Below are 19,563 nucleotides of genomic sequence, written 5' to 3'. Positions count from 1 at the left end.
TTTCTCTATTCTATTGATAATGTTCTTACAGCGTATTAAGCGCTGGATAACTTATCAAATGGACATTGGAAACTATATAGTAGATTAAATACAATTTTAACTCTTGTTTATATAAACAGAGTTAGCTGTCAATCAAATTAAACAAAAACAAAATAGGTTAAAATAATTAAGGGCACACAGGGAATGCCTAGGTAGTAAGAGCCGATGAAGGACGTGGTAAGCTGCGATAAGCTTGGGTTAGCTGCAAACGAGCGCCAACCCCAAGATTTCCGAATGGAGCAATCTGCTAAGATGGAGTCTTAGCACGAAAGAGGGTACCGAGTGAACTGAAACATCTAAGTAACTCGAGGAAAAGAAAGTAAAAACGATTCCCCAAGTAGCGGCGAGCGAACGGGGATGAGCCTAAACCATATAAGTGTCAAGGATACAGCCGTTGCTTATATGGGGTTGTGGGAAGAACGTTTGAAGAACTGTAAGATATTCAACATATCTAATGACCGAACTGGAACTAGTTGGAAAGCTAGATCGTAGAAGGTGATAATCCTGTACAGGTAAACTCATTAGAATGTATGTTCTCTCCCAAGTAACATGGAACACGAGGAATTCTGTGTGAATCTGCGAGGACCATATCTCGTAAGGCTAAATACTCTTACTAACCGATAGCGTATAGTACCGTGAGGGAAAGGTGAAAAGAACCCCGGGAGGGGAGTGAAATAGAACCTGAAACTGTGTGCTTACAAGCGGTCAGAGCTCTTCGGAGTGATGGCGTGCCTTTTGGAGAATGATCCTGCGAGTTACGTTCAGTGGCGAGGTTAAGTATAACGGAGCCGAAGGGAAACCGAGTCTGAACAGGGCGACATAGTCGCTGGGCGTAGACGCGAAACCTGGTGATCTAAGCCTGTCCAGGGTGAAGCTGTGGTAAGACACAGTGGAGGCCCGAACTCACCGCCGTTGAAAAGTTGGGAGATGAGGTAGGTTTAGGGGTGAAAAGCCAATCGAACTAGGAGATAGCTCGTTCTCTCCGAAATGCATTTAGGTGCAGCCTTGAGTGTTTAATTATGGGGGTAGAGCACTGAATGAACTAGGGGGCATATTGCTTACTGAATTCAATCAAACTCCGAATACCATAATTCAAAGCTCAGGAGTGAGACTATGGGAATTAACTTCCATTGTCAAAAGGGAAACAACCCAGACCACCAGCTAAGGTCCCTAATTATAACTAAGTGGGAAAGGAGGTGGAGATTCACAAACAACCAGGAGGTTGGCTTAGAAGCAGCCATACCTTTAAAGAGTGCGTAATAGCTCACTGGTCGAGAGTCTCTGCGCCGACAATGTAACGGGGCTAAGTTATAAACCGAAGCTGTGGAATTGCGTAAGCAATTGGTAGGAGAGCGTTCTGTAGGCCGTTGAAGGAGAAGCGTAAGCAACTCTGGAGGTATCAGAAGTGAGAATGCAGGAATAAGTAGCGAGAAAGGGGGCGAGAATCCCCCTCGCCGGAAGACCAAGGTTTTCAGGGTAAAGCTTGTCTTCCCTGAGTAAGCCGGGACCTAAGCCGAGGCTAAAATGCGTAGGCGAATGGAAAACAGATTAATATTTCTGTGCCAGTTATATTTTGTGATGGAGGGACGCAGAAGGGTATGTGCGCGGGAGAACGGAAGTTCCCGTAAAAGCATGTAGAGTGGTCTAGTAGGAAAATCCGCTAGATTAGACTTGAGGTGTGATATATAGTCGTAAGATGAATGCACAAATCCCACGCTGCCGAGAAAAGCTTCTAACGTTAAGGTATAACTGCCCGTACCCGAAACCGACACAGGTGGTCAGGATGAGAAATCTAAGGCGGACAGGCTAACTCTCGTTAAGGAACTCTGCAAAATTGCCCCGTAACTTTGGGAGAAGGGGTGCCCCTGGATGTTAACAGCTACGCGCTGTAAAGCATTTGGGGGTCGCAGTGAAGAGGCTCAAGCAACTGTTTAACAAAAACACAGGTCTATGCTAAGCTGTAAGGCGATGTATATGGGCTGACACCTGCCCAGTGCCGGAAGGTTAAGAGGAGGAGTGAGAGCTCCGAATTGAAGCCCCGGTGAACGGCGGCCGTAACTATAACGGTCCTAAGGTAGCGAAATTCCTTGTCGGGTAAGTTCCGACCTGCACGAATGGTGTAATGATTTGAGCGCTGTCTTGACGGGAGGCCTGGTGAAATTGTACTACCGGTGAAGATACCGGTTACCTACAGTAGGACGGAAAGACCCCATGGAGCTTTACTGTAGCTTGGTATTGGGTTTTGGCATTGCATGTATAGGATAGTTGGGAAACTATGAAGATATGGCGCTAGCTGTATTGGAGTTGTCGGTGGAATACCAACCATTCAATGTCGAAATTCTAATCTGTGGTTTGTAGCCACGGAAACAGTGCTAGGTGGGCAGTTTGACTGGGGCGGTCGCCTCCGAAAGAGTAACGGAGGCGTTCAAAGGTTCTCTCAGGTTGGATGGAAATCAACCGCAGAGTGCAATGGCATAAGAGAGCTTAACTGCGAGACTGACGGGTCGAGCAGGTGCGAAAGCAGGACATAGTGATCCGGCGATTCCGAATGGAAGGGTCGTCGCTCAACGGATAAAAGCTACCCTGGGGATAACAGGCTGATTTTGCCCGAGAGTCCATATCGACGGCAAAGTTTGGCACCTCGATGTCGGCTCATCGCATCCTGGGGCTGGAGAAGGTCCCAAGGGTTGGGCTGTTCGCCCATTAAAGCGGTACGTGAGCTGGGTTCAGAACGTCGTGAGACAGTTCGGTCCCTATCCACTGTAGGCGTTAGAATATTGAGAAGATCTGTCCTTAGTACGAGAGGACCGGGATGGACAAACCTCTGATGTACCAGTTGTCACGCCAGTGGCACAGCTGGGTAGTCACGTTTGGAACGGATAACCGCTGAAAGCATCTAAGCGGGAAACCAGCTTCAAGATAAGTATTCTTTAAGACTCCTTCGAGACTAGAAGGTTGATAGGTTGGGGGTGTAAGAGCTGCGAGGCTTTTAGCTGACCAATACTAATAAGTCAAAGTTTTAACCTAAAGATTGAAAGCGCGAAAGCGTATGCTACTATATAGTTTCAAGTGTCTATTAGAAATAATACACACACAGCTTGGTAAGAATAGCTGCGGGGGTACACCTGGTCCCATTCCGAACCCAGAAGTTAAGCCCGTAAACGCTGAAAGTACTTGGAGGGAAGCCTCCCGGGAGGATAGGAACTTGCCAAGCTTTTTAACTGAAAATAAATAATTTATATATATATGCTTAGTGAAGATAGCTATGGAGGTACACCTGGTCCCATTCCGAACCCAGAAGTTAAGCCCATAAACGCTGAAAGTACTTGGAGGGAAGCCTCCCGGGAGGATAGGAATTCGCTAAGCTTTTTTATTTCTATATAAAAAAGAAATAATAACTATTAATATATAATATATAAAATGAAGAAATATGAAAAAAATTGAAAAATTTGCTCAATAAATGAAAAAAAGAATTCCATTTTACTGGAATTTTTTTATTTTTTGAAATCTGTTTTCCATTACTGAAATGAGAAGGGAAGAATGATATTAATAGAGCCATTTGAATTCTTTAAACATTAAAAATTTGTATTGTTCATTAGTAAAAAAACTATTTAGTTTTAATAGTTTCTATGTTATTATAATATAAATAGAATTAAAATCTTACATAATATAAATGAGGAGGGGTCAAAAAAATGATATGTAAAGATAATATTGGGTTTAAAGAACTAAAGAGTTATATATCAACATTCGAGGATAAAAAGAGTTCTCTTATTATAGTTTTACACAAAGCTCAAGAAATTTTTGGATATATTCCAGCAGAAGTTCAAGAGTTTATAGCAGAAGAATTAGAAGTTCCAGTAGCAAAGGTATATGGGGTAGTAAGTTTCTATAACTTCTTTTCTATGGAGCCAAAAGGAAAATATCAAATATCTGTTTGTACAGGAACAGCATGTTATGTTAGAGGAGCAGGGAAAGTCTTAGAAAGTCTTGAAAAAGAACTTAACATAGAAGTGGGAGGAGTTACGAAAGATGGACTTTTCTCTCTTGACTGTTTAAGATGTGTTGGGGCATGCGGACTGGCTCCAGTAGTTATCGTTGGTAAAGAAGTTCATGGAAAGGTAAAACCAACTGATGTAAAAAAATTAATTGAAGAATACATGGAAAAGGAAAGACAAGAAAACGCTTAAATTTGGGAAATACAAGTAATTATTCAGGAGGGACTAATGAACTGCAATAAGAAAATTTTGATATGTGGTGGAACAGGTTGCTTATCGTCTAAAAGTGATGAGATAAAGAAAAATTTAGAAAAATATATAGCTGAATACAATGTGAAAGATGTAGAAGTAGTACTTACAGGGTGTTTTGGGTTCTGTGAGAAAGGACCAATAGTTAAAATAGTACCTGAAAATACTTTCTATATTGAAGTAAAACCAGAAGATGCAGAAGAAATAATTAAAGTTGATATCGTAGATGGGGAAAAGATTGAAAGATTACTTTACATAGATCCAAAAACAGAAGAACGTATTCATGACTCTAAAGATATGGAATTCTATCAAAAGCAAGAAAGAAGAGCTCTTAAAAATTGTGGAGTGATTGACCCTGAAAATATAGAAGATTTCTTGAAAAATGATGGATATAAGGGAATTGAAAAAGTTTTAAAAACTATGAGCAATAGAGATGTAATAAAAGAAATATTCGCTTCTGGCCTTAGAGGAAGAGGTGGAGGAGGATTCTTTACTGGAATCAAATGGGAGATTGCTTCTAACATAGAAGCTGAACAAAAATATATTGTATGTAATGCTGACGAGGGAGACCCAGGAGCATTTATGGATAGATCTATACTGGAAGGAGACCCCCATTCAGTAATAGAAGGAATGATGATAGCAGGATATGCTATTGGAGCTACAAAAGGGCTGGTATATATCAGAGCTGAATATCCTTTGGCTATTCACAGATTGTCAGTTGCTATTGAAGCAGCAAGAAAAAAAGGCTTCTTAGGAAAAAATATACTAGGAACTGATTTTGAATTTGATATTGAACTAAAATTTGGTGCAGGAGCATTTGTATGTGGAGAGGAAACTGCTCTTATACATTCAATGGAGGGAAGAAGAGGAGAGCCTACTTCTAAACCGCCGTACCCAGCAGAAAAAGGGTTCTGGGATAAACCTACAGTTGTAAACAACGTAGAAACTTTAGTAAATGTACCAGGAATACTTTTATACGGTAAAGAATGGTTCAGAGAAGTTGGAACTGAAAAATCTCCTGGAACAAAAGTATTTGCTCTAGCTGGAAAAATTAATAATGTGGGACTTGTTGAAGTTCCTATGGGAATAAGCTTAAGAGAAATAATATTTGAAATTGGCGGAGGAATTAAAGATAATAAAAAATTCAAGGCAGTACAAACAGGAGGACCATCTGGTGGATGTCTAACTGAGAAAGACCTTGATACTCCGATAGATTTTGATACTTTAAGTAAAAAAGGTTCTATCATGGGATCTGGGGGAATGGTAGTAATGGACGAAGATGACTGTATGGTTGCCATTGCAAAATTCTTCCTTGAATTTACTCTTGATGAATCTTGTGGAAAATGTACACCTTGCAGAGTCGGAAATACAAGACTTTATGAAATGCTTGATAAAATAACTCAGGGAAGAGGAACATTAGAAGATCTTCATCTTCTGCAAGAGTTATCTGAAGGTATTAAAGCAACTTCTCTATGCGGATTGGGACAAACATCAGCTAACCCAGTTCTATCTACATTAGCTCAATTCTATGATGAATATGTTGAGCACGTGGTAGATAAGAGATGTGCTGCTGGAGCATGTCAAAAACTTATCACATACTCTATTACAGATAAATGTATAGGATGTACAGCTTGTGCTAGAGTATGTCCAATAGATGCTATTACAGGTACTGTAAAACATAGACATGAAATAGATAATGAGATCTGTATAAAATGTGGAGCTTGTTATGAGACTTGTAAATTCGGTGCAATTGTAAAACTATAATATTTCTGATGAGGTGAACGAATAAAATGAGAATGATAAGACTTAAGATAGATGGTAAAATAGTATTGGCACCAGAAGGAACAACTATACTTAATGCAGCATTAAAAGCTGGTATACATATTCCTCACTTGTGCTATATGCAAATGGATGATATAGGCTATAAAAATAACTGTGCTTCATGCAGAGTTTGTGTAGTTGAAGTAAAAGGAATGAATAGACTTCTTCCTTCTTGTACTACTCCAATAGTTGAAGGAATGGAAGTTGTAACTAACTCTCTTCAAGTAATGCAGAAAAGAAGAATGGTAGTGGAGCTTATGCTTTCTGACCATCCGAAAGATTGTTTGATATGTGGAAAAAATGGAGAATGTGAACTTCAAAAACTTGCTATTTCTTTCGGATTAAGAGAAATGAGATTTGAAGGAAAAGAGGCAGTTCATGATATGCAGCATTCTATCTCTATAACTAGAGATATTACAAAATGCATCATGTGCAGAAGATGTGAAACTATGTGTGGAGATATCCAGACTTGTGGTATTCTTACAGGAATAGACAGAGGATTTAACGTTGTAGTTAATACAGCTTTCAATAGAAATCTTATTGAAACTGACTGTACTTTCTGTGGTCAATGTGTGGCTGTATGCCCTGTTGGAGCATTATATGAAACTGACAACAGTTTTAAATTATCTCGTGATCTTATAAACCCTAATAAAAAAGTTATAGTTCAAGTAGCACCAGCAGTGAGAGTAGCTATTGGGGAACTTTTTGGAATACCTGCTGGAACTAACTCAACTGGAAAAATGGTAACTGCTCTTAAAAAATTAGGCTTTGATGGAGTATTCGATACAAACTTTGCAGCAGATATCACTATAATGGAAGAAGCTACAGAGTTAAAGCATAGACTAGATGATTATTTAGCTGGAAAGCAAGATGTAAAACTTCCATTGTATACTTCTTGTTGTCCATCATGGGTAAGATTTGCTGAGCTTAACTTCCCTGAAATACTGGATAATCTTTCAACTACAAGATCACCTCAGCAAATATTTGGTTCTTTAGCTAAACATGTATGGGCTGAAAAAATGGGAATAGACAAAAAAGATCTTGTGTGTGTATCTATAATGCCTTGTATTTCTAAAAAATATGAAGCATCAAGAGAAGAGTTTACAGTTGAACAAAATCCAGATGTAGATTATTCATTAACTACAAGAGAGCTTGGAAGAATTTTAAAACAATATAATATAGACTTTAATTCGCTTCAAGAGAGCGAGTTTGACTCACCTATGGGTAAATCTACAGGAGCTGCTGATATTTTCGGTAGAACTGGAGGAGTTATGGAAGCTGCTTCAAGAACACTATATGAGTGGGCTACTGGAACTAAACTGGAAGATGTAGATTTTGTTCCTATGAGAGGATTCGAAGAAGTGAGAGTAGCAGAAGTAAAAGTTGGAAATGAAGTTCTTAGACTTGCTGTAGTTCACGGATTGGGAGCTGCTAGAAAAGTTGTAGAGAAGATAAAAGCAGGGGAAGAGAATTTCCATGCTGTAGAAGTAATGGCATGTAAAGGTGGATGTGTAGGTGGAGGAGGACAACCTTACCATCATGGAAACTTTGACATTGTTAAGACAAGAGCAGCAGCTATTCAAAATATAGATTATCATAAAGAAATAAGAACATCTCATAATAACAGATATGTTATAGATCTTTATAGAGAATCATTAGGAAAACCTTATGGAGTTATGACACATAAACTTTTCCATACACATTACATAGATAGAAAAAATAAGTAAAGATAAAAAAATATAAGAGGATAACCAAAAAGCAGAAAAGAGAATCTTAGAAATTTCTAAAATTATCTTAACTCTAGGGGTTATCCTCTTTTTTTAGTATTCTCCATTCTGTTCTAAGTATGTTTCCATTTTCATAAGCCGCTTTTTATTAGCTGCCATGTTTTTTTTGCTCACAAGAGCTACAATTGTCTCTATATTCATCATAGAACTGGCATATGAATTGTAGAAACTGAAATTTTCTACACTGTTGATTATAACCTTATCAACTCCCTGTGCAATTGGAGAAGTATAAAAATCAGTGAATGATATTATTTTGGCTCCAGCATCCCTTGCTATTTGAACAGCAAATTTTGTATTTCCAGAATAACGGTTAAAAGATATGGCAACAACTACATCATTTTTTCCAAGATCAATGAGTCTGTCAACAATAGGTCCATTATTATTTAAGACGAAAACATCAGGTCTTATACATGAAAGCATTATTCCAAATGTAGAGGCAAGCCCTGCACAAGCACGATATCCTACAATGAATACTCTCTTTGCTTTTGAAATTATATCAGCACTTTCTATAAACTTTTTGTCTTCTTTACTGGAGATATCAGCAGTAATATTTTTTAATACATTCTGTCGGAAAGCTTTAATCAATTCAATATCAGAAAGTTTATCATATTGTTCTATCTTTTCATAAGGAATTTCATTTGCATCAAGAGATGGTTCCTGCTCAGCTATTTCCATTTGTAAAGCTTTTTTAAATGCTGAAAAATTTTCAAAGCCAATTTTTTTTGATAATCTCACAACAGATGAAGGGCTGACATTAAGAAGTTCAGCTATTTCGTTAGAGGTAAGAAAACAGGCTGTTTTCTTATTACGAAGTATATAATCTAATATTATTTTATCTTTATTGGTAAGATCAGATTTGTATGAAGAATTTTCAATAGTAGTTTTCATAAGATTACTCCTGTTAGAATTATTATAACAATATTTTAGAGTGCTGAAAGAGTAATGTCAATGATAATTTTATTGACAAAGAAATCTTATGGTGTTAAAATGATTTTGAAAAACCAAAATAAAATTAATAATGATTATATAAAATCTAACGAAGGATAAATTATGAAAAAAATGACAGAGGGAAATGTAACAAAAAATATTTTTTTCTTCACAATTCCTATATTTCTGGGAAATATTTTTCAGCAGATGTACAATACTGCTGATGCAGTAATAGTAGGAAGATTTAGTGGAAAAGAAGCCTTAGCCGCAGTAGGAACAGCTGGCCCTATAATGAATATACTGATATTTTTTGTTGTTGGGTTTTCATTGGGATCTGCTATACTTATGGCTGAATTTTATGGTGCTGAAGATATAGAAAAATTAAAAAAAGAGATAGCTACAACAATAAAAGCAGGAGCAGTTTTTATTTTTTTACTTTCTGCTGTGGCATTATTCAGCGTAAAATATATACTTATTTTAATGAATACCCCCATAGAAATAATGGAAATGGCAGAGGGATATTTGAGAATAATAATAATAGGGTTGATATTTTCCTTTCTCTACAATATATTGTCTGCTGAGATGAGGGCAGTTGGAGATTCAAAGACGCCATTGGGAATACTTGTAATAGCAGTTGTTTTAAATATTGAGTTAGATATATATTTTATAAAAAATTTAGGAATGGGAGTAAAGGGTGCAGCTTATGCAACTGTAATATCTCAAATAGCAGCTGTTGTTATTTCCCTTTTAAATATTTATTTCAGAATGCCTGTTCTTAGATTAACTTTAAAAGAGTTTGCGATAGATCTGACTTTATTGAAAAAAACTATGTCATATAGCTTGTCTTATGCAGTTCAACAGACTATAATTTTTACAGGAGCTGTATTTGTACAGGGAGCAGTAAATCCTTTGGGAATCGATTCAATAGCTGCTTTTAATTCTGGAAGCAGAATAGATGGGTTTATACTTACACCAGGAGACAGTATGGGAGCAGCTCTTACTACTTTTATTTCTCAAAATAGAGGAGCTGGAAAAGATGAAAGAATATTTAAAGGGTTTAAAAGTGCCTTAACAATGTCATTGCTTTATTGCGTTGCAACTGCAATACTTATATTTATTTTTTCAGGTTCAATAATGAAAATATTTATTGAATCATCAGAAACAGAAGCTATATTTTTAGGAAGAACATATTTAAAAACAATAGCATTCTTCTATATACTTACAGCTTTATGCAATACTCTGCAAGGTTTTTTCAGGGGATTCGGAAGAATGGATGTGACTCTTATAGCAACATTTATTCAAATTCCTATTAGAGTAGTCTTGTCATACATGCTTACAAAATATATGGGAATATCAGGAGTAGCTGTTGGAATGGGAATAGGCTGGATATTTATGGCGTCATATGAAGGATATTTATATATGAGATACAGAAACAGAAGGAGGGAATTAAATGGAGTACATATTTGAGAAAAAAGAAGATTGCTGTGGGTGCACTGCTTGTTATAATATCTGTCCTAAAGAAGCGATAAAAATGGAACCTGACAGAGAGGGATTTCTATATCCTAAAATTGATCAGTCACTGTGTATAGATTGTCAATTATGTAAAAAAGTCTGCCCTGTTATAAATGAAAAATCTCTAAAAAATAAAATAGAAGGAGATTTTTATCTATCAAAGCACAAAAGTGAGGATACACTTAAAAATTCTACCTCTGGAGGAGCATTTACAGCTATTTCAGATGTTTTCTTAAAAGAGGGTGGAATAATATGTGGAGTTGATTTTGATGATAACTTTTGTGTAGTACATGAAATGGCAGAAACAAAAGAAGGAAGAGATAGATTTAGATTTTCCAAGTATGTACAGAGTAGATTAGGTGATATTTTTCCTAAAATAAAAGAGAAATTGGCAGAAGGAAGAAAAGTCTTATTTTCTGGAACTCCATGTCAATGTGCAGGACTTAAAGCTTTTATAGGAAATACACCATTGAGAGAAAATCTATATATTTGCGACCTTATATGTCACAGTGTCACAAGTCCTTTTATTTGGGAAGAACTGAAAAAAGTACTGGAAAAAGAAAATGGGGGGACTATTGATGAAGTTCATTTTAGAACTAAAAAATTAGACTGGAACAGAACCAACAGCAACAAATCTTTTCATTTTTCTACAACTGCAATGAATGAAGTCCAAGGAGATGAGAGATTTTATAAAATGTTCTTTGGGCTGCTTTCAATAAGCCGTCCATCTTGTTCAGCATGTAGATTTACTGACACTCTTAGAGTTTCTGATATAACAATAGCAGATTATTTTGGAATAGAGGAATTTGCTCCAGAAAAATATGATAAGAGAGGACTTTCATTAGTTATTGTCAACAATGAAAAAGGAGAAGAGATTCTTAATAAAATGAAAAATGATATGGAAATGGAGAAAAGGAAAAGTTCAGAATCTGTGAAACATCAGCAGAGATTGAGCTACCCAATATCTTATCCTGAAACTAGAGGAGAATTTTGGGATAGCGTCATTGAATTAGGGCTGGAAGAGGCAATGAAAAAATATAATATATTTAAATAAAAGCTCCCCTGTTTCATCTCAGTAATTAAGCAGTTAAAAATCAACTGCTTAATTACTGGAAATTTGCTTTGTTCAAACTACATTTTACCTGCTTTATTAATTACAAAAATTTTTCTGATTTCCAAAATATAATCTAGCTTTTGACCACTGATTAATCAGTAAGATATAAAAGAAAAGGTTAGATTATTTTTTATTATTAAGTATATACATATAATCTTCGATGGTATCAATATCTTTAAACTCCTCTTTTGAAGAAAACTTAACAAGATTGATAACTGGAGTCTTTTTAATAATAGTTTTCCCTCCAGTGTCTCCTTCCAATTTCAATAGTTCAGCTTTTTTATCTTCTGGAAAAAATACAGGGGAAAATCTATCTTCTTCAACTGTTGGGATAGTTATAAGATTAGTTTTCTGAAATTCATAATAGAGATTTAAAATTGTATCCTCAGTCAGCAGAGGCTGATCTCCAGGGAAAAAGGCTATCCCCTCTCCAAAAGAATTTTCTGTACCAAGCTTTATACTTTCACTCTGCCCAAGATCAGCAAAAGAGTTATAGCAATATTTAAAATTATATTTATCAGCAAGATCTTCAACCCATTCCTCTCTTCCGCAGATAATAACCTCATTAAAAGGGATATGAGAAATTTTCTCTAAGGTTGCTTCTAAAAGAGTTCTCCCTTTGTATGAGAGAGACAGTTTATTTTTTCCCATTCTTTTAGAAAAACCAGAAGCCATAACAACAGCATCTAATTTTTTAAAAGGATAAATCATTTTTTCTTTAAGACTTCCTATAAATATTTTTGGCAGAAAACTATTTTCAGATAATTTATATGCTGTTTTTATAGCTGCTTGGAATTTAGAGAGATAATTTTCTCCATCAATTCCATTAAAAAAAAGATATTTTTCTGAATCTTTACTGGAATTTTTAAAATAATCAGCTGATAAAATATATCTTTGTAAAAAATCAGAAGTTATTTTTTTATTTATATCCTTTGGAAATTTTTCTTTTAGAAGCTTAAATCTATGAATATTTTCTTCGGAAATATTTAAATCAAGTATATCCATATTGATTACTCCAATTATTTTTGTAGAAAATTCAGGAATACAAGGCTCATAATCATTCCATTCTTTTAATAATTTTTCCTTTGCTCCATCTCCCTCTATTAAAACAAAATCATAATTTTTTCTCATATTATTTATCTCGCCATAAGGCAGAGAGTGAAGTTTATCATCTTCTATTCTGCTCCCAGCCACAGTTATATTTTTGTTTTTTCCAGTAGATATATTATTCCCAATAATAAGTGATTCATATTTTTCTTCAAAGGGGCAGTAAATTTTTGTAGTGGTAGTTACAAGAACTTTTCCATATTCAGAAAGTTTTTCTGCAAGAAAAAATAGAAGAGAAGTTTTTCCACCTGCTCCTGTTATGGTTATTACATCATTTTTTATAATATTAAAATATTTAAAAGTCATAACTTCCTCCAGTTTATTTAGCTTTATATAGTATTGTATATGAAATTTTTTTTCCAGTCTATAAAAATTTTAAAAAATGTATTGACATAAATTGAAAAAAGTTATAATATACTCCTAACAAATGAATCAACCATCAAGAGAGACTGAGGGACTGGCCCTGTGATGTTTCAGCAACCTGCCGTTATGGTGTGGTGCTAATTCCAGACAGATGGATAGACTAATAAAATTAGTGTAATTTATCTCTATTCCTTGATGGCAGTAGAGATTTTTTTTTACTCAAATATAGATATGGAGGAGCACAGGAATGATCAAAATAGAAAAAATCAACAAAGTATACTCTAATGGCTTTCATGCAGTAAAAGATGTCAGCCTTGAAGTAAAAAAAGGGGATATATTTGGGATAATAGGTCTAAGCGGAGCAGGTAAATCTTCCCTCATCAGACTTTTAAACAGATTAGAGGAACCTACGAGTGGAAGTATAGTAATAGATGGAGTAGATATAACAAAACTTTCTAAAGATGAACTCTTAGAGAGAAGAAAAAAAATAGGAATGATATTCCAGCATTTTAATCTTTTAGCATCAAGAACAGTTGGAGAAAATGTGGCATTTGCACTGGAGATAGCTGGCTGGGATAAAGCGAAAATGAAAGACAGGGTAAGGGAGCTTCTGGAAGTAGTAGAACTTTCAGATAAAATAGATTCATACCCTAGTCAGTTGAGTGGAGGACAGAAACAAAGGGTGGCAATAGCAAGAGCCTTAGCTAATAACCCTGATATACTTTTATCAGATGAGGCTACATCAGCTCTTGACCCTAAAACTACAAACTCTATATTGGAACTTATAAAAAATATCCAGCATAAATTTGGACTTACAGTAGTTATGATAACTCACCAGATGGAAGTTATCAGAGATATCTGTAACAGAGTAGCAGTAATGTCTGACGGAGAAATAGTCGAAACAGGGGGAGTACACCATATCTTTTCAAACCCTCAGGCAGAAATAACAAAAGAGCTTATCTCTTATCTTCCAAGCACAGAAGAAAGAGGAGTAGAGATAATGAAAACAAAAGGAAAGTATATAGTAAAACTTAAATTCTTAGGAACTATAGCAGAAGAACCAATAATATCACAGGCACTGAGAAAATTTGATATAGATTTCAGTATAATTGGAGGATCGATAGATCATCTTTCTACAATGAAAGTAGGACATCTGTTTATTGAATTGTCAGGAGATATGGAGCAGCAGCAGGAAGCAATAGAATGGTTCAATGAATCAGGAGTTATAGTAGAGGTGATTTATAATGGTATTTAGTATGATTTTAGATTCGACATTGGAAACATTGTACATGGTATTTTTCTCAACATTCTTCTCATTGCTCATGGGATTCCCAATAGGAATACTTTTAGTAATTACTAAAGAGGGAAATATTTTAGAAAAACCTAAATTAAATAAAGTTCTTGAAATTATAATCAACACTTTGAGGTCATTTCCTTTTATCATTTTAATGATTTGTCTGTTTCCTCTTTCAAGGATAATAGTAGGGACAACAATAGGAAGTACAGCAGCAATAGTTCCATTATCAATATCAGCAGCACCATTTGTTGCAAGAATGATAGAGGGAGCATTGAATGAAGTTGACAGAGGGCTTATTGAGGCAAGCTCAAGTATGGGAGCAAGTAATTCTACAATAATATGGAAAGTGATGATTCCTGAAACTATGCCTCATATCATACATGGAATAACAGTTACAGTAATAAGCTTGATAGGATTCTCAGCAATGGCAGGAACTATCGGTGCTGGAGGACTTGGAGATCTGGCTATAAGATTCGGATATCAGAGATTCAAGACAGATATAATGATATACTCAGTAATCGTTATAATTCTTCTGGTACAGGTACTACAATCATTAGGAAACTATCTTGTATATAGAGCAAAAAAGAACAGATAAAAAAATTAAATTATAAAGGGAGTGAATATTTATGAAAAGATCATTAAAAACATTATTAGCAGCAGCATTTGTATTGGTAGGAACAACAATATTCGCAGGGGAATTGAAAGTCGGAGCAACACCTGTCCCTCATGCAGAACTTTTAAATCTTGTAAAAGATGATTTGAAAGCAGAAGGAGTAGATCTTAAAATTATTGAATTTACAGATTATGTAACTCCTAACTTAGCACTGGCAGAAGGAGAAATAGATGCAAACTTCTTTCAGCATTATCCATATCTTGAAAAATTTGTAACAGAAAGAGGATTAAAACTTGTATCAGCAGCTAAGATTCATGTTGAACCTCTTGGAGTTTTCTCAAAAAAATATAAAGAAATAGGACAGCTGCCTGATAAAGCAACAATAGCTATACCAAGTGACCCATCAAATGGAGGAAGAGCTCTTATTCTTTTACATAACAATGGAATAATAACTTTAAATGACCCAACAAATCTATATGTTACAGAGTTTGATATAGTTAAGAATCCTAAAAAATTAAAATTTAAACCAATTGAAGCAGCACAGCTTCCAAGAGTTCTGCCAGATGTAGATGCAGCAGTTATCAATGGAAACTATGCACTAGAAGCTGGATTCTCACCAGTAGAAGATTCTCTTCTATTAGAGGGGAAAGAATCTCCATATGCAAATATTATAGCTGTAAAAGCTGGAGATGAAAATAAGGAAGATATAGTAAAACTTATAAAAGCACTTCAAAGTAAAAAAGTAAGCGACTATATTTTAAATAACTATAAAGGTGGAGTAGTACCTACATTCTAATGAAAATACATAAATAATAAGGGGAGCTGAAAAGATGAAAAAAATATTTATACTGTTTATACTGTTAACGACAATATGTTTTGGGAAAACTTTGAAGATAGGGACAACTTCTTATCCAGGAGCAGAGATTATGGAACTTATAAAAGATGATCTGAAAGCTGAGGGAATAGAACTTCAAATAGTTGAAATGAATGACTATGTAACTCCTAATATAGCTCTTGCAGAAGGAGATATTGATCTGAACTCTTTCCAGCATCTTCCATATTTAGAGCAGTTTAAAAAAGATAGAAATCTTGATCTTGTTTCAGCAGGGGCAACATATATAGCTCCATTAGGACTTTACTCTAAAAAATACAAAACAATAGAGGAACTTCCTGATAAAGCTACAATAGCTATACCTAATGACCCTACAAACAGTGGAAGAGCACTTCTTCTTTTTCATAGAATAGGGCTGATAAAACTTAAAGACCCTACAGATCTTCATGCTACAGCATTTGATATTGTAGAAAATCCAAAGAAGCTAAAATTTAAACAATTAGAAGCAGCTCAGCTTCCTAGAGTAATAGATGATGTAGATGCAGCTATTATCAATGGAGGATATGCTCTTAATGCAGGATTCTATCCTACTAGAGACAGCATACTTCTTGAAGATAAAGACTCACCATATATCAATATCATAGCTGTAAGGGCAGGAGATGAAAACAGAGAAGATATAAAAACTTTTGTAAAACATTTCCAAAGTGATAAAGTAAGAAACTATATCAATGAAACTTTTAAAGGCGGATTTGTACCAGTATTCTAACAAAAATATAAATACCTTTCTAATATAAGAAATACCTTATGTTAGGGAGGTATTTTTTTATTTCTTAAAAATGTGTAAAAAACTAAATTTTGAATGAAAAAACAAATAAAATTTTCAAAAAATGAAAATTTTTATTTTAAAAATTTTAATATGCTATACTTTGCTTGTAATAAAGATATTTTATTTTAAAAAGGAGAAAAAAGATGAAAAAGAATACAGTTGTAATAGCAGGAGCTGGAAGTACTCATACTCCAGGAATAATTCAAAGTTTAATTCAAAAGAAAGATACACTTCCTTTGAAAAAATTAATTTTATTTGATATAGATGAAGACAGATTAGATAGAGTAAAAGCTGTAATGACTCAATTCATAAAAGATAATTATGATAAAGAATTAGAAGTTATAGCTACATTAGATTATGCTGAGGCTTTTACAGGAGTAGATTTTGTTTTTGCTCAAATAAGACAAGGGGGACTTGAAATGAGAAGGGATGATGAAAAAATACCTTTAAAATATGGAGTTATAGGTCAGGAAACTTGTGGACCTGGAGGTTCAATTTCATATGGGATAAGATCAATTCCTGGAGTTATAAAAATAATAGAAGAGGCTAAAAAATATTCGCCTGACTGCTGGATACTTAATTATTCAAACCCAGCTGCTGTAGTAGCAGAAGCAACAAGAAGAAAATTTAATAATGAAAGAATATTAAATATATGTGATATGCCAGTAGCAATACTTCTTTCTTACAGTAAAATGCTGGGATTGAGTGATTGGACAGAATTAGACCCAGAATATTTTGGACTAAATCATTTCGGATGGTTTACAGCATTATATGACCAAACAGGAAAAGATAGATTGCCAGAATTGAGAGAAAAAATAATATCAACTGGAATGGAAGCTTGCAGTGATAGACATCATAAAGATAAAGATTGGCAAAAAACTTGGAAACAATATGCTGAAATTGTAAAAGATTATCCAGAATATCTTCCTAACAGTTACTTACAATATTATCTATATTCATCAGATGTAGTAAAAAAAATGGACTTAACTCATACTAGAGCAGATATGGTAATAGAAGGAAGAGAAAAAGAGCTAAAAGAAGAATACAATAAATTTTTAGCAGACCCTGATAATTATAAAAGCCCTGTACAAGAATTTACTGTATTCGGAGACTTTATAGTAGATGCAGCGGCTTCAATAGCATATAATAAAGGATACAGATATTTAGTTATTGTAGAAAATAATGGAGCTATTCCTAATCTTCCAGCAGATGCAATGGTAGAAGTTCCAGCATATTTAAGAAGTTGGGGTCCTGAACCAGTAGCTAGAAAACCTATTTCATCATTTTATAAAGGGTTGATAGAAAATCAATTATCATCAGAAAAGTTAGCTGTAGATGCTTATTTTGAAAATTCATATGATAAAGCTCTTCAAGCTATAGCAGTGAATAAGACAGTTTCATCAACTTCAATAGCAAAAGCTATCTTAGATGATTTAATAGAAGCAAATGGAGAATATTGGCCAAAATTAGAAAAGAAATCTTATTAGAAATATTTGGGGAGGAATAATGGATAAAAACAGAGTATTTAGTGAGTTTCAAAAGTTGGGAAAAGTATTGATGGCTCCAGTTCTTATATTACCCATTGCAGGAATATTAGTTGGAGTTGGGAGTGGATTTACTAACCCAAGAATAACAGAGATATTTCCATTTTTAAAGCATCTTGGATTACTGTTTAATATTTTAAAAGATGCAGGAAATGTTGTGAATAATAATATACCAGTAATATTCGCAATCTGTATAGCATATGGATTTGTAAAAAGTGAGAAGGCAACAGCAGCATTAAGTGGGTTTTTAGGTTATATGACTATGAATACTATTTTAGGAAGTTTTTTAATATACACTCATAAACTTAACCCTGCAAGTCTTTTAATAGGGCAGAAACAAGTGTTAGGGGTATTAACTTTAGATACAGGAGTTTTTGGAGGTATATTAGTAGGATTTTTAGTAGCAGCTATACATAATAAATTTTATAAGATACAGCTTCCACCAATTTTATCAATTTTTAATGGAACAAGATCTATACCAGCACTAACAATAATTTTTTCAAGTCTTCTTGGAATAGTATTAGCCTTTATTTTTCCATCTGTTCAGGGGTTGTTGATAAAATCATCAGAGATTATTAATTCAACAGGGGCATCTGGAGCTTTTCTTTATGGACTTTCAGAGAGGTTATTACTTCCATTTGGACTTCATCACTTTATTTATCTTCCTTTCTTTTTTACTCAGCTAGGTGGACTTGTAGAAATTGATGGAAAAATGGTAGAAGGTGCAGTAAATATATATAATGCTATGTTAAGTTCACCAACAGCAGTTTTTGATGTGAATATAACAAGATTTGTAATGAATGGAAAGGTACTTTTTGCAATGTTTGGGCTGCCGGGAGCAGCATTGGCTATATATAAAACAGCATTGCCTAAAAATAAAAAGAAAGTAGCAGCTTTAATGATGGCAGCTGTTCTTCCTTGTGCGCTGATGGGTATTACTGAACCACTGGAATTTTCATTTTTATTTATTTCACCAATATTATTTTGTTTACATGCACTTTTAGCAGGGATAGCTTATGTTATAACATATATATTACAGATAAATATTCCAGGACCATCAAGTTTTGGAGGACCATTTCTTTCTTTTATTTTTAATGGAATTTTAAACTCAAATAAAGGTTCTCACTGGTATAATTTACTTTTTGTAGGACCTGTATATTTTGTAATTTACTATTATATGTTTAAATTGTATATTGAAAGAAGAAATCTTAAAACTCCTGGAAGAGAAGAAGATGAATATGAAGATACAGAAATAGTATCGACTAAAACTATTTCTAATGATATACTTGAAAAGATAGTAGAAAATGTTGGGGGAAGTTCTAACATTTTAAAAGTTGATGCTTGTTTTACAAGATTAAGACTTACATTAAAGGATAATTCTAAAATAATAGATCAAAAAATATTTGAAAAACAACTGGGGGCAAGTGGAGCTATAATTGTTGACAATGGAATTCAGATAATATATGGTAATAAGGCTAATTTATTTAAAATAGAACTTAGAGAATTTTTAAAACATGAATAAATAAACTACAGAGGT

At 34.4% G+C, this 19,563-nt stretch carries 13 protein-coding genes, 3 rRNA genes and 1 riboswitch; of the genes, 14 read left to right on the top strand and 2 right to left on the bottom strand.

Going from position 1 to position 19,563, the window contains the following annotated elements; translation table 11 throughout:
- Window positions 1–155: 155 nt before the first annotated feature.
- The 6 genes from C4N20_RS04480 (at window position 156) to C4N20_RS04455 (ending at window position 7,831) form a co-directional block, all read left to right on the top strand.
- Window positions 156–3,066: ribosomal RNA gene (locus C4N20_RS04480) — 23S ribosomal RNA — on the top strand.
- Between the two features lie 70 nt (window positions 3,067–3,136).
- Window positions 3,137–3,253 (top strand): 5S ribosomal RNA (gene rrf / locus C4N20_RS04475).
- Between the two features lie 35 nt (window positions 3,254–3,288).
- Window positions 3,289–3,405, top strand: a 5S ribosomal RNA gene (gene rrf, locus C4N20_RS04470).
- 326 nt (window positions 3,406–3,731) lie between these two features.
- Window positions 3,732–4,226 carry an NADH-quinone oxidoreductase subunit NuoE family protein gene (locus tag C4N20_RS04465; protein WP_005980458.1) on the top strand — a complete coding sequence of 165 codons (495 nt, stop codon included), beginning with the start codon at window positions 3,732–3,734 and terminating at the stop codon, window positions 4,224–4,226.
- 36 nt (window positions 4,227–4,262) lie between these two features.
- Window positions 4,263–6,047, top strand: coding sequence for an NADH-quinone oxidoreductase subunit NuoF (locus C4N20_RS04460; protein ID WP_005980460.1), 1,785 nt, complete (start codon window positions 4,263–4,265; stop codon window positions 6,045–6,047).
- 26 nt (window positions 6,048–6,073) lie between these two features.
- Window positions 6,074–7,831 carry an NADH-dependent [FeFe] hydrogenase, group A6 gene (locus C4N20_RS04455; protein ID WP_005980462.1) on the top strand — a complete coding sequence of 586 codons (1,758 nt, stop codon included), beginning with the start codon at window positions 6,074–6,076 and terminating at the stop codon, window positions 7,829–7,831.
- Window positions 7,832–7,924: 93 nt separating this feature from the next.
- On the opposite strand, the gene C4N20_RS04450 is transcribed toward C4N20_RS04455, so the two are convergent.
- Window positions 7,925–8,779 (bottom strand): MurR/RpiR family transcriptional regulator, encoded by an 855-nt coding sequence (locus C4N20_RS04450; protein WP_005980464.1) that lies wholly within the window; start codon window positions 8,777–8,779, stop codon window positions 7,925–7,927.
- A 162-nt stretch (window positions 8,780–8,941) separates the two neighbouring features.
- Between C4N20_RS04450 and C4N20_RS04445 the strand changes: the two genes are divergently transcribed.
- Both C4N20_RS04445 and C4N20_RS04440 read left to right on the top strand, forming a co-directional pair.
- Window positions 8,942–10,285: an MATE family efflux transporter gene (locus tag C4N20_RS04445; RefSeq protein WP_005980466.1), complete on the top strand. Its 1,344-nt coding sequence runs from the start codon at window positions 8,942–8,944 to the stop codon at window positions 10,283–10,285.
- On the top strand, window positions 10,269–11,384 hold the full coding sequence (locus C4N20_RS04440) for a Coenzyme F420 hydrogenase/dehydrogenase, beta subunit C-terminal domain (RefSeq protein WP_005980468.1): 1,116 nt from the start codon (window positions 10,269–10,271) through the stop codon (window positions 11,382–11,384). Before C4N20_RS04445 ends, C4N20_RS04440 begins: the two co-directional genes overlap by 17 nt.
- Before the next feature lie 183 nt (window positions 11,385–11,567).
- Here C4N20_RS04440 and yqeC read toward each other — a convergent pair whose 3' ends face one another.
- A complete protein-coding gene (gene yqeC, locus C4N20_RS04435; protein WP_005980470.1) occupies window positions 11,568–12,857 on the bottom strand; it encodes a selenium cofactor biosynthesis protein YqeC in 1,290 nt (429 codons plus the stop codon).
- A 127-nt stretch (window positions 12,858–12,984) separates the two neighbouring features.
- Window positions 12,985–13,072, top strand: a riboswitch (SAM riboswitch).
- A gap of 89 nt (window positions 13,073–13,161) precedes the next feature.
- On the opposite strand from yqeC, the gene C4N20_RS04430 reads away from it, so the two are divergent.
- From C4N20_RS04430 to C4N20_RS04405, 6 genes are all read left to right on the top strand, one after another.
- Window positions 13,162–14,169, top strand: coding sequence for a methionine ABC transporter ATP-binding protein (locus tag C4N20_RS04430; RefSeq protein ID WP_005980473.1), 1,008 nt, complete (start codon window positions 13,162–13,164; stop codon window positions 14,167–14,169).
- Window positions 14,159–14,806, top strand: a complete 648-nt coding sequence (locus C4N20_RS04425) for a methionine ABC transporter permease (protein ID WP_005980474.1) — start codon at window positions 14,159–14,161, stop codon at window positions 14,804–14,806. Before C4N20_RS04430 ends, C4N20_RS04425 begins: the two co-directional genes overlap by 11 nt.
- A 31-nt stretch (window positions 14,807–14,837) precedes the next feature.
- Window positions 14,838–15,620, top strand: a complete 783-nt coding sequence (locus C4N20_RS04420) for a MetQ/NlpA family ABC transporter substrate-binding protein (protein WP_005980478.1) — start codon at window positions 14,838–14,840, stop codon at window positions 15,618–15,620.
- A gap of 34 nt (window positions 15,621–15,654) precedes the next feature.
- Window positions 15,655–16,422, top strand: coding sequence for a MetQ/NlpA family ABC transporter substrate-binding protein (locus tag C4N20_RS04415; RefSeq protein WP_005980480.1), 768 nt, complete (start codon window positions 15,655–15,657; stop codon window positions 16,420–16,422).
- Between the two features lie 203 nt (window positions 16,423–16,625).
- A complete protein-coding gene (locus C4N20_RS04410) occupies window positions 16,626–17,969 on the top strand; it encodes a family 4 glycosyl hydrolase (protein ID WP_005980483.1) in 1,344 nt (447 codons plus the stop codon).
- Between the two features lie 19 nt (window positions 17,970–17,988).
- The gene (locus C4N20_RS04405) at window positions 17,989–19,548 is read left to right on the top strand and encodes a PTS transporter subunit EIIC (protein WP_005980485.1); all 1,560 of its coding nucleotides are present in this window, start codon (window positions 17,989–17,991) and stop codon (window positions 19,546–19,548) included.
- The last annotated feature ends 15 nt before the right edge of the window (window positions 19,549–19,563 follow it).

Source organism: Fusobacterium ulcerans, assembly GCF_003019675.1.
Lineage (GTDB): Bacteria > Fusobacteriota > Fusobacteriia > Fusobacteriales > Fusobacteriaceae > Fusobacterium_A > Fusobacterium_A ulcerans.
This window is presented reverse-complemented; position numbering and strand designations above follow the sequence as displayed.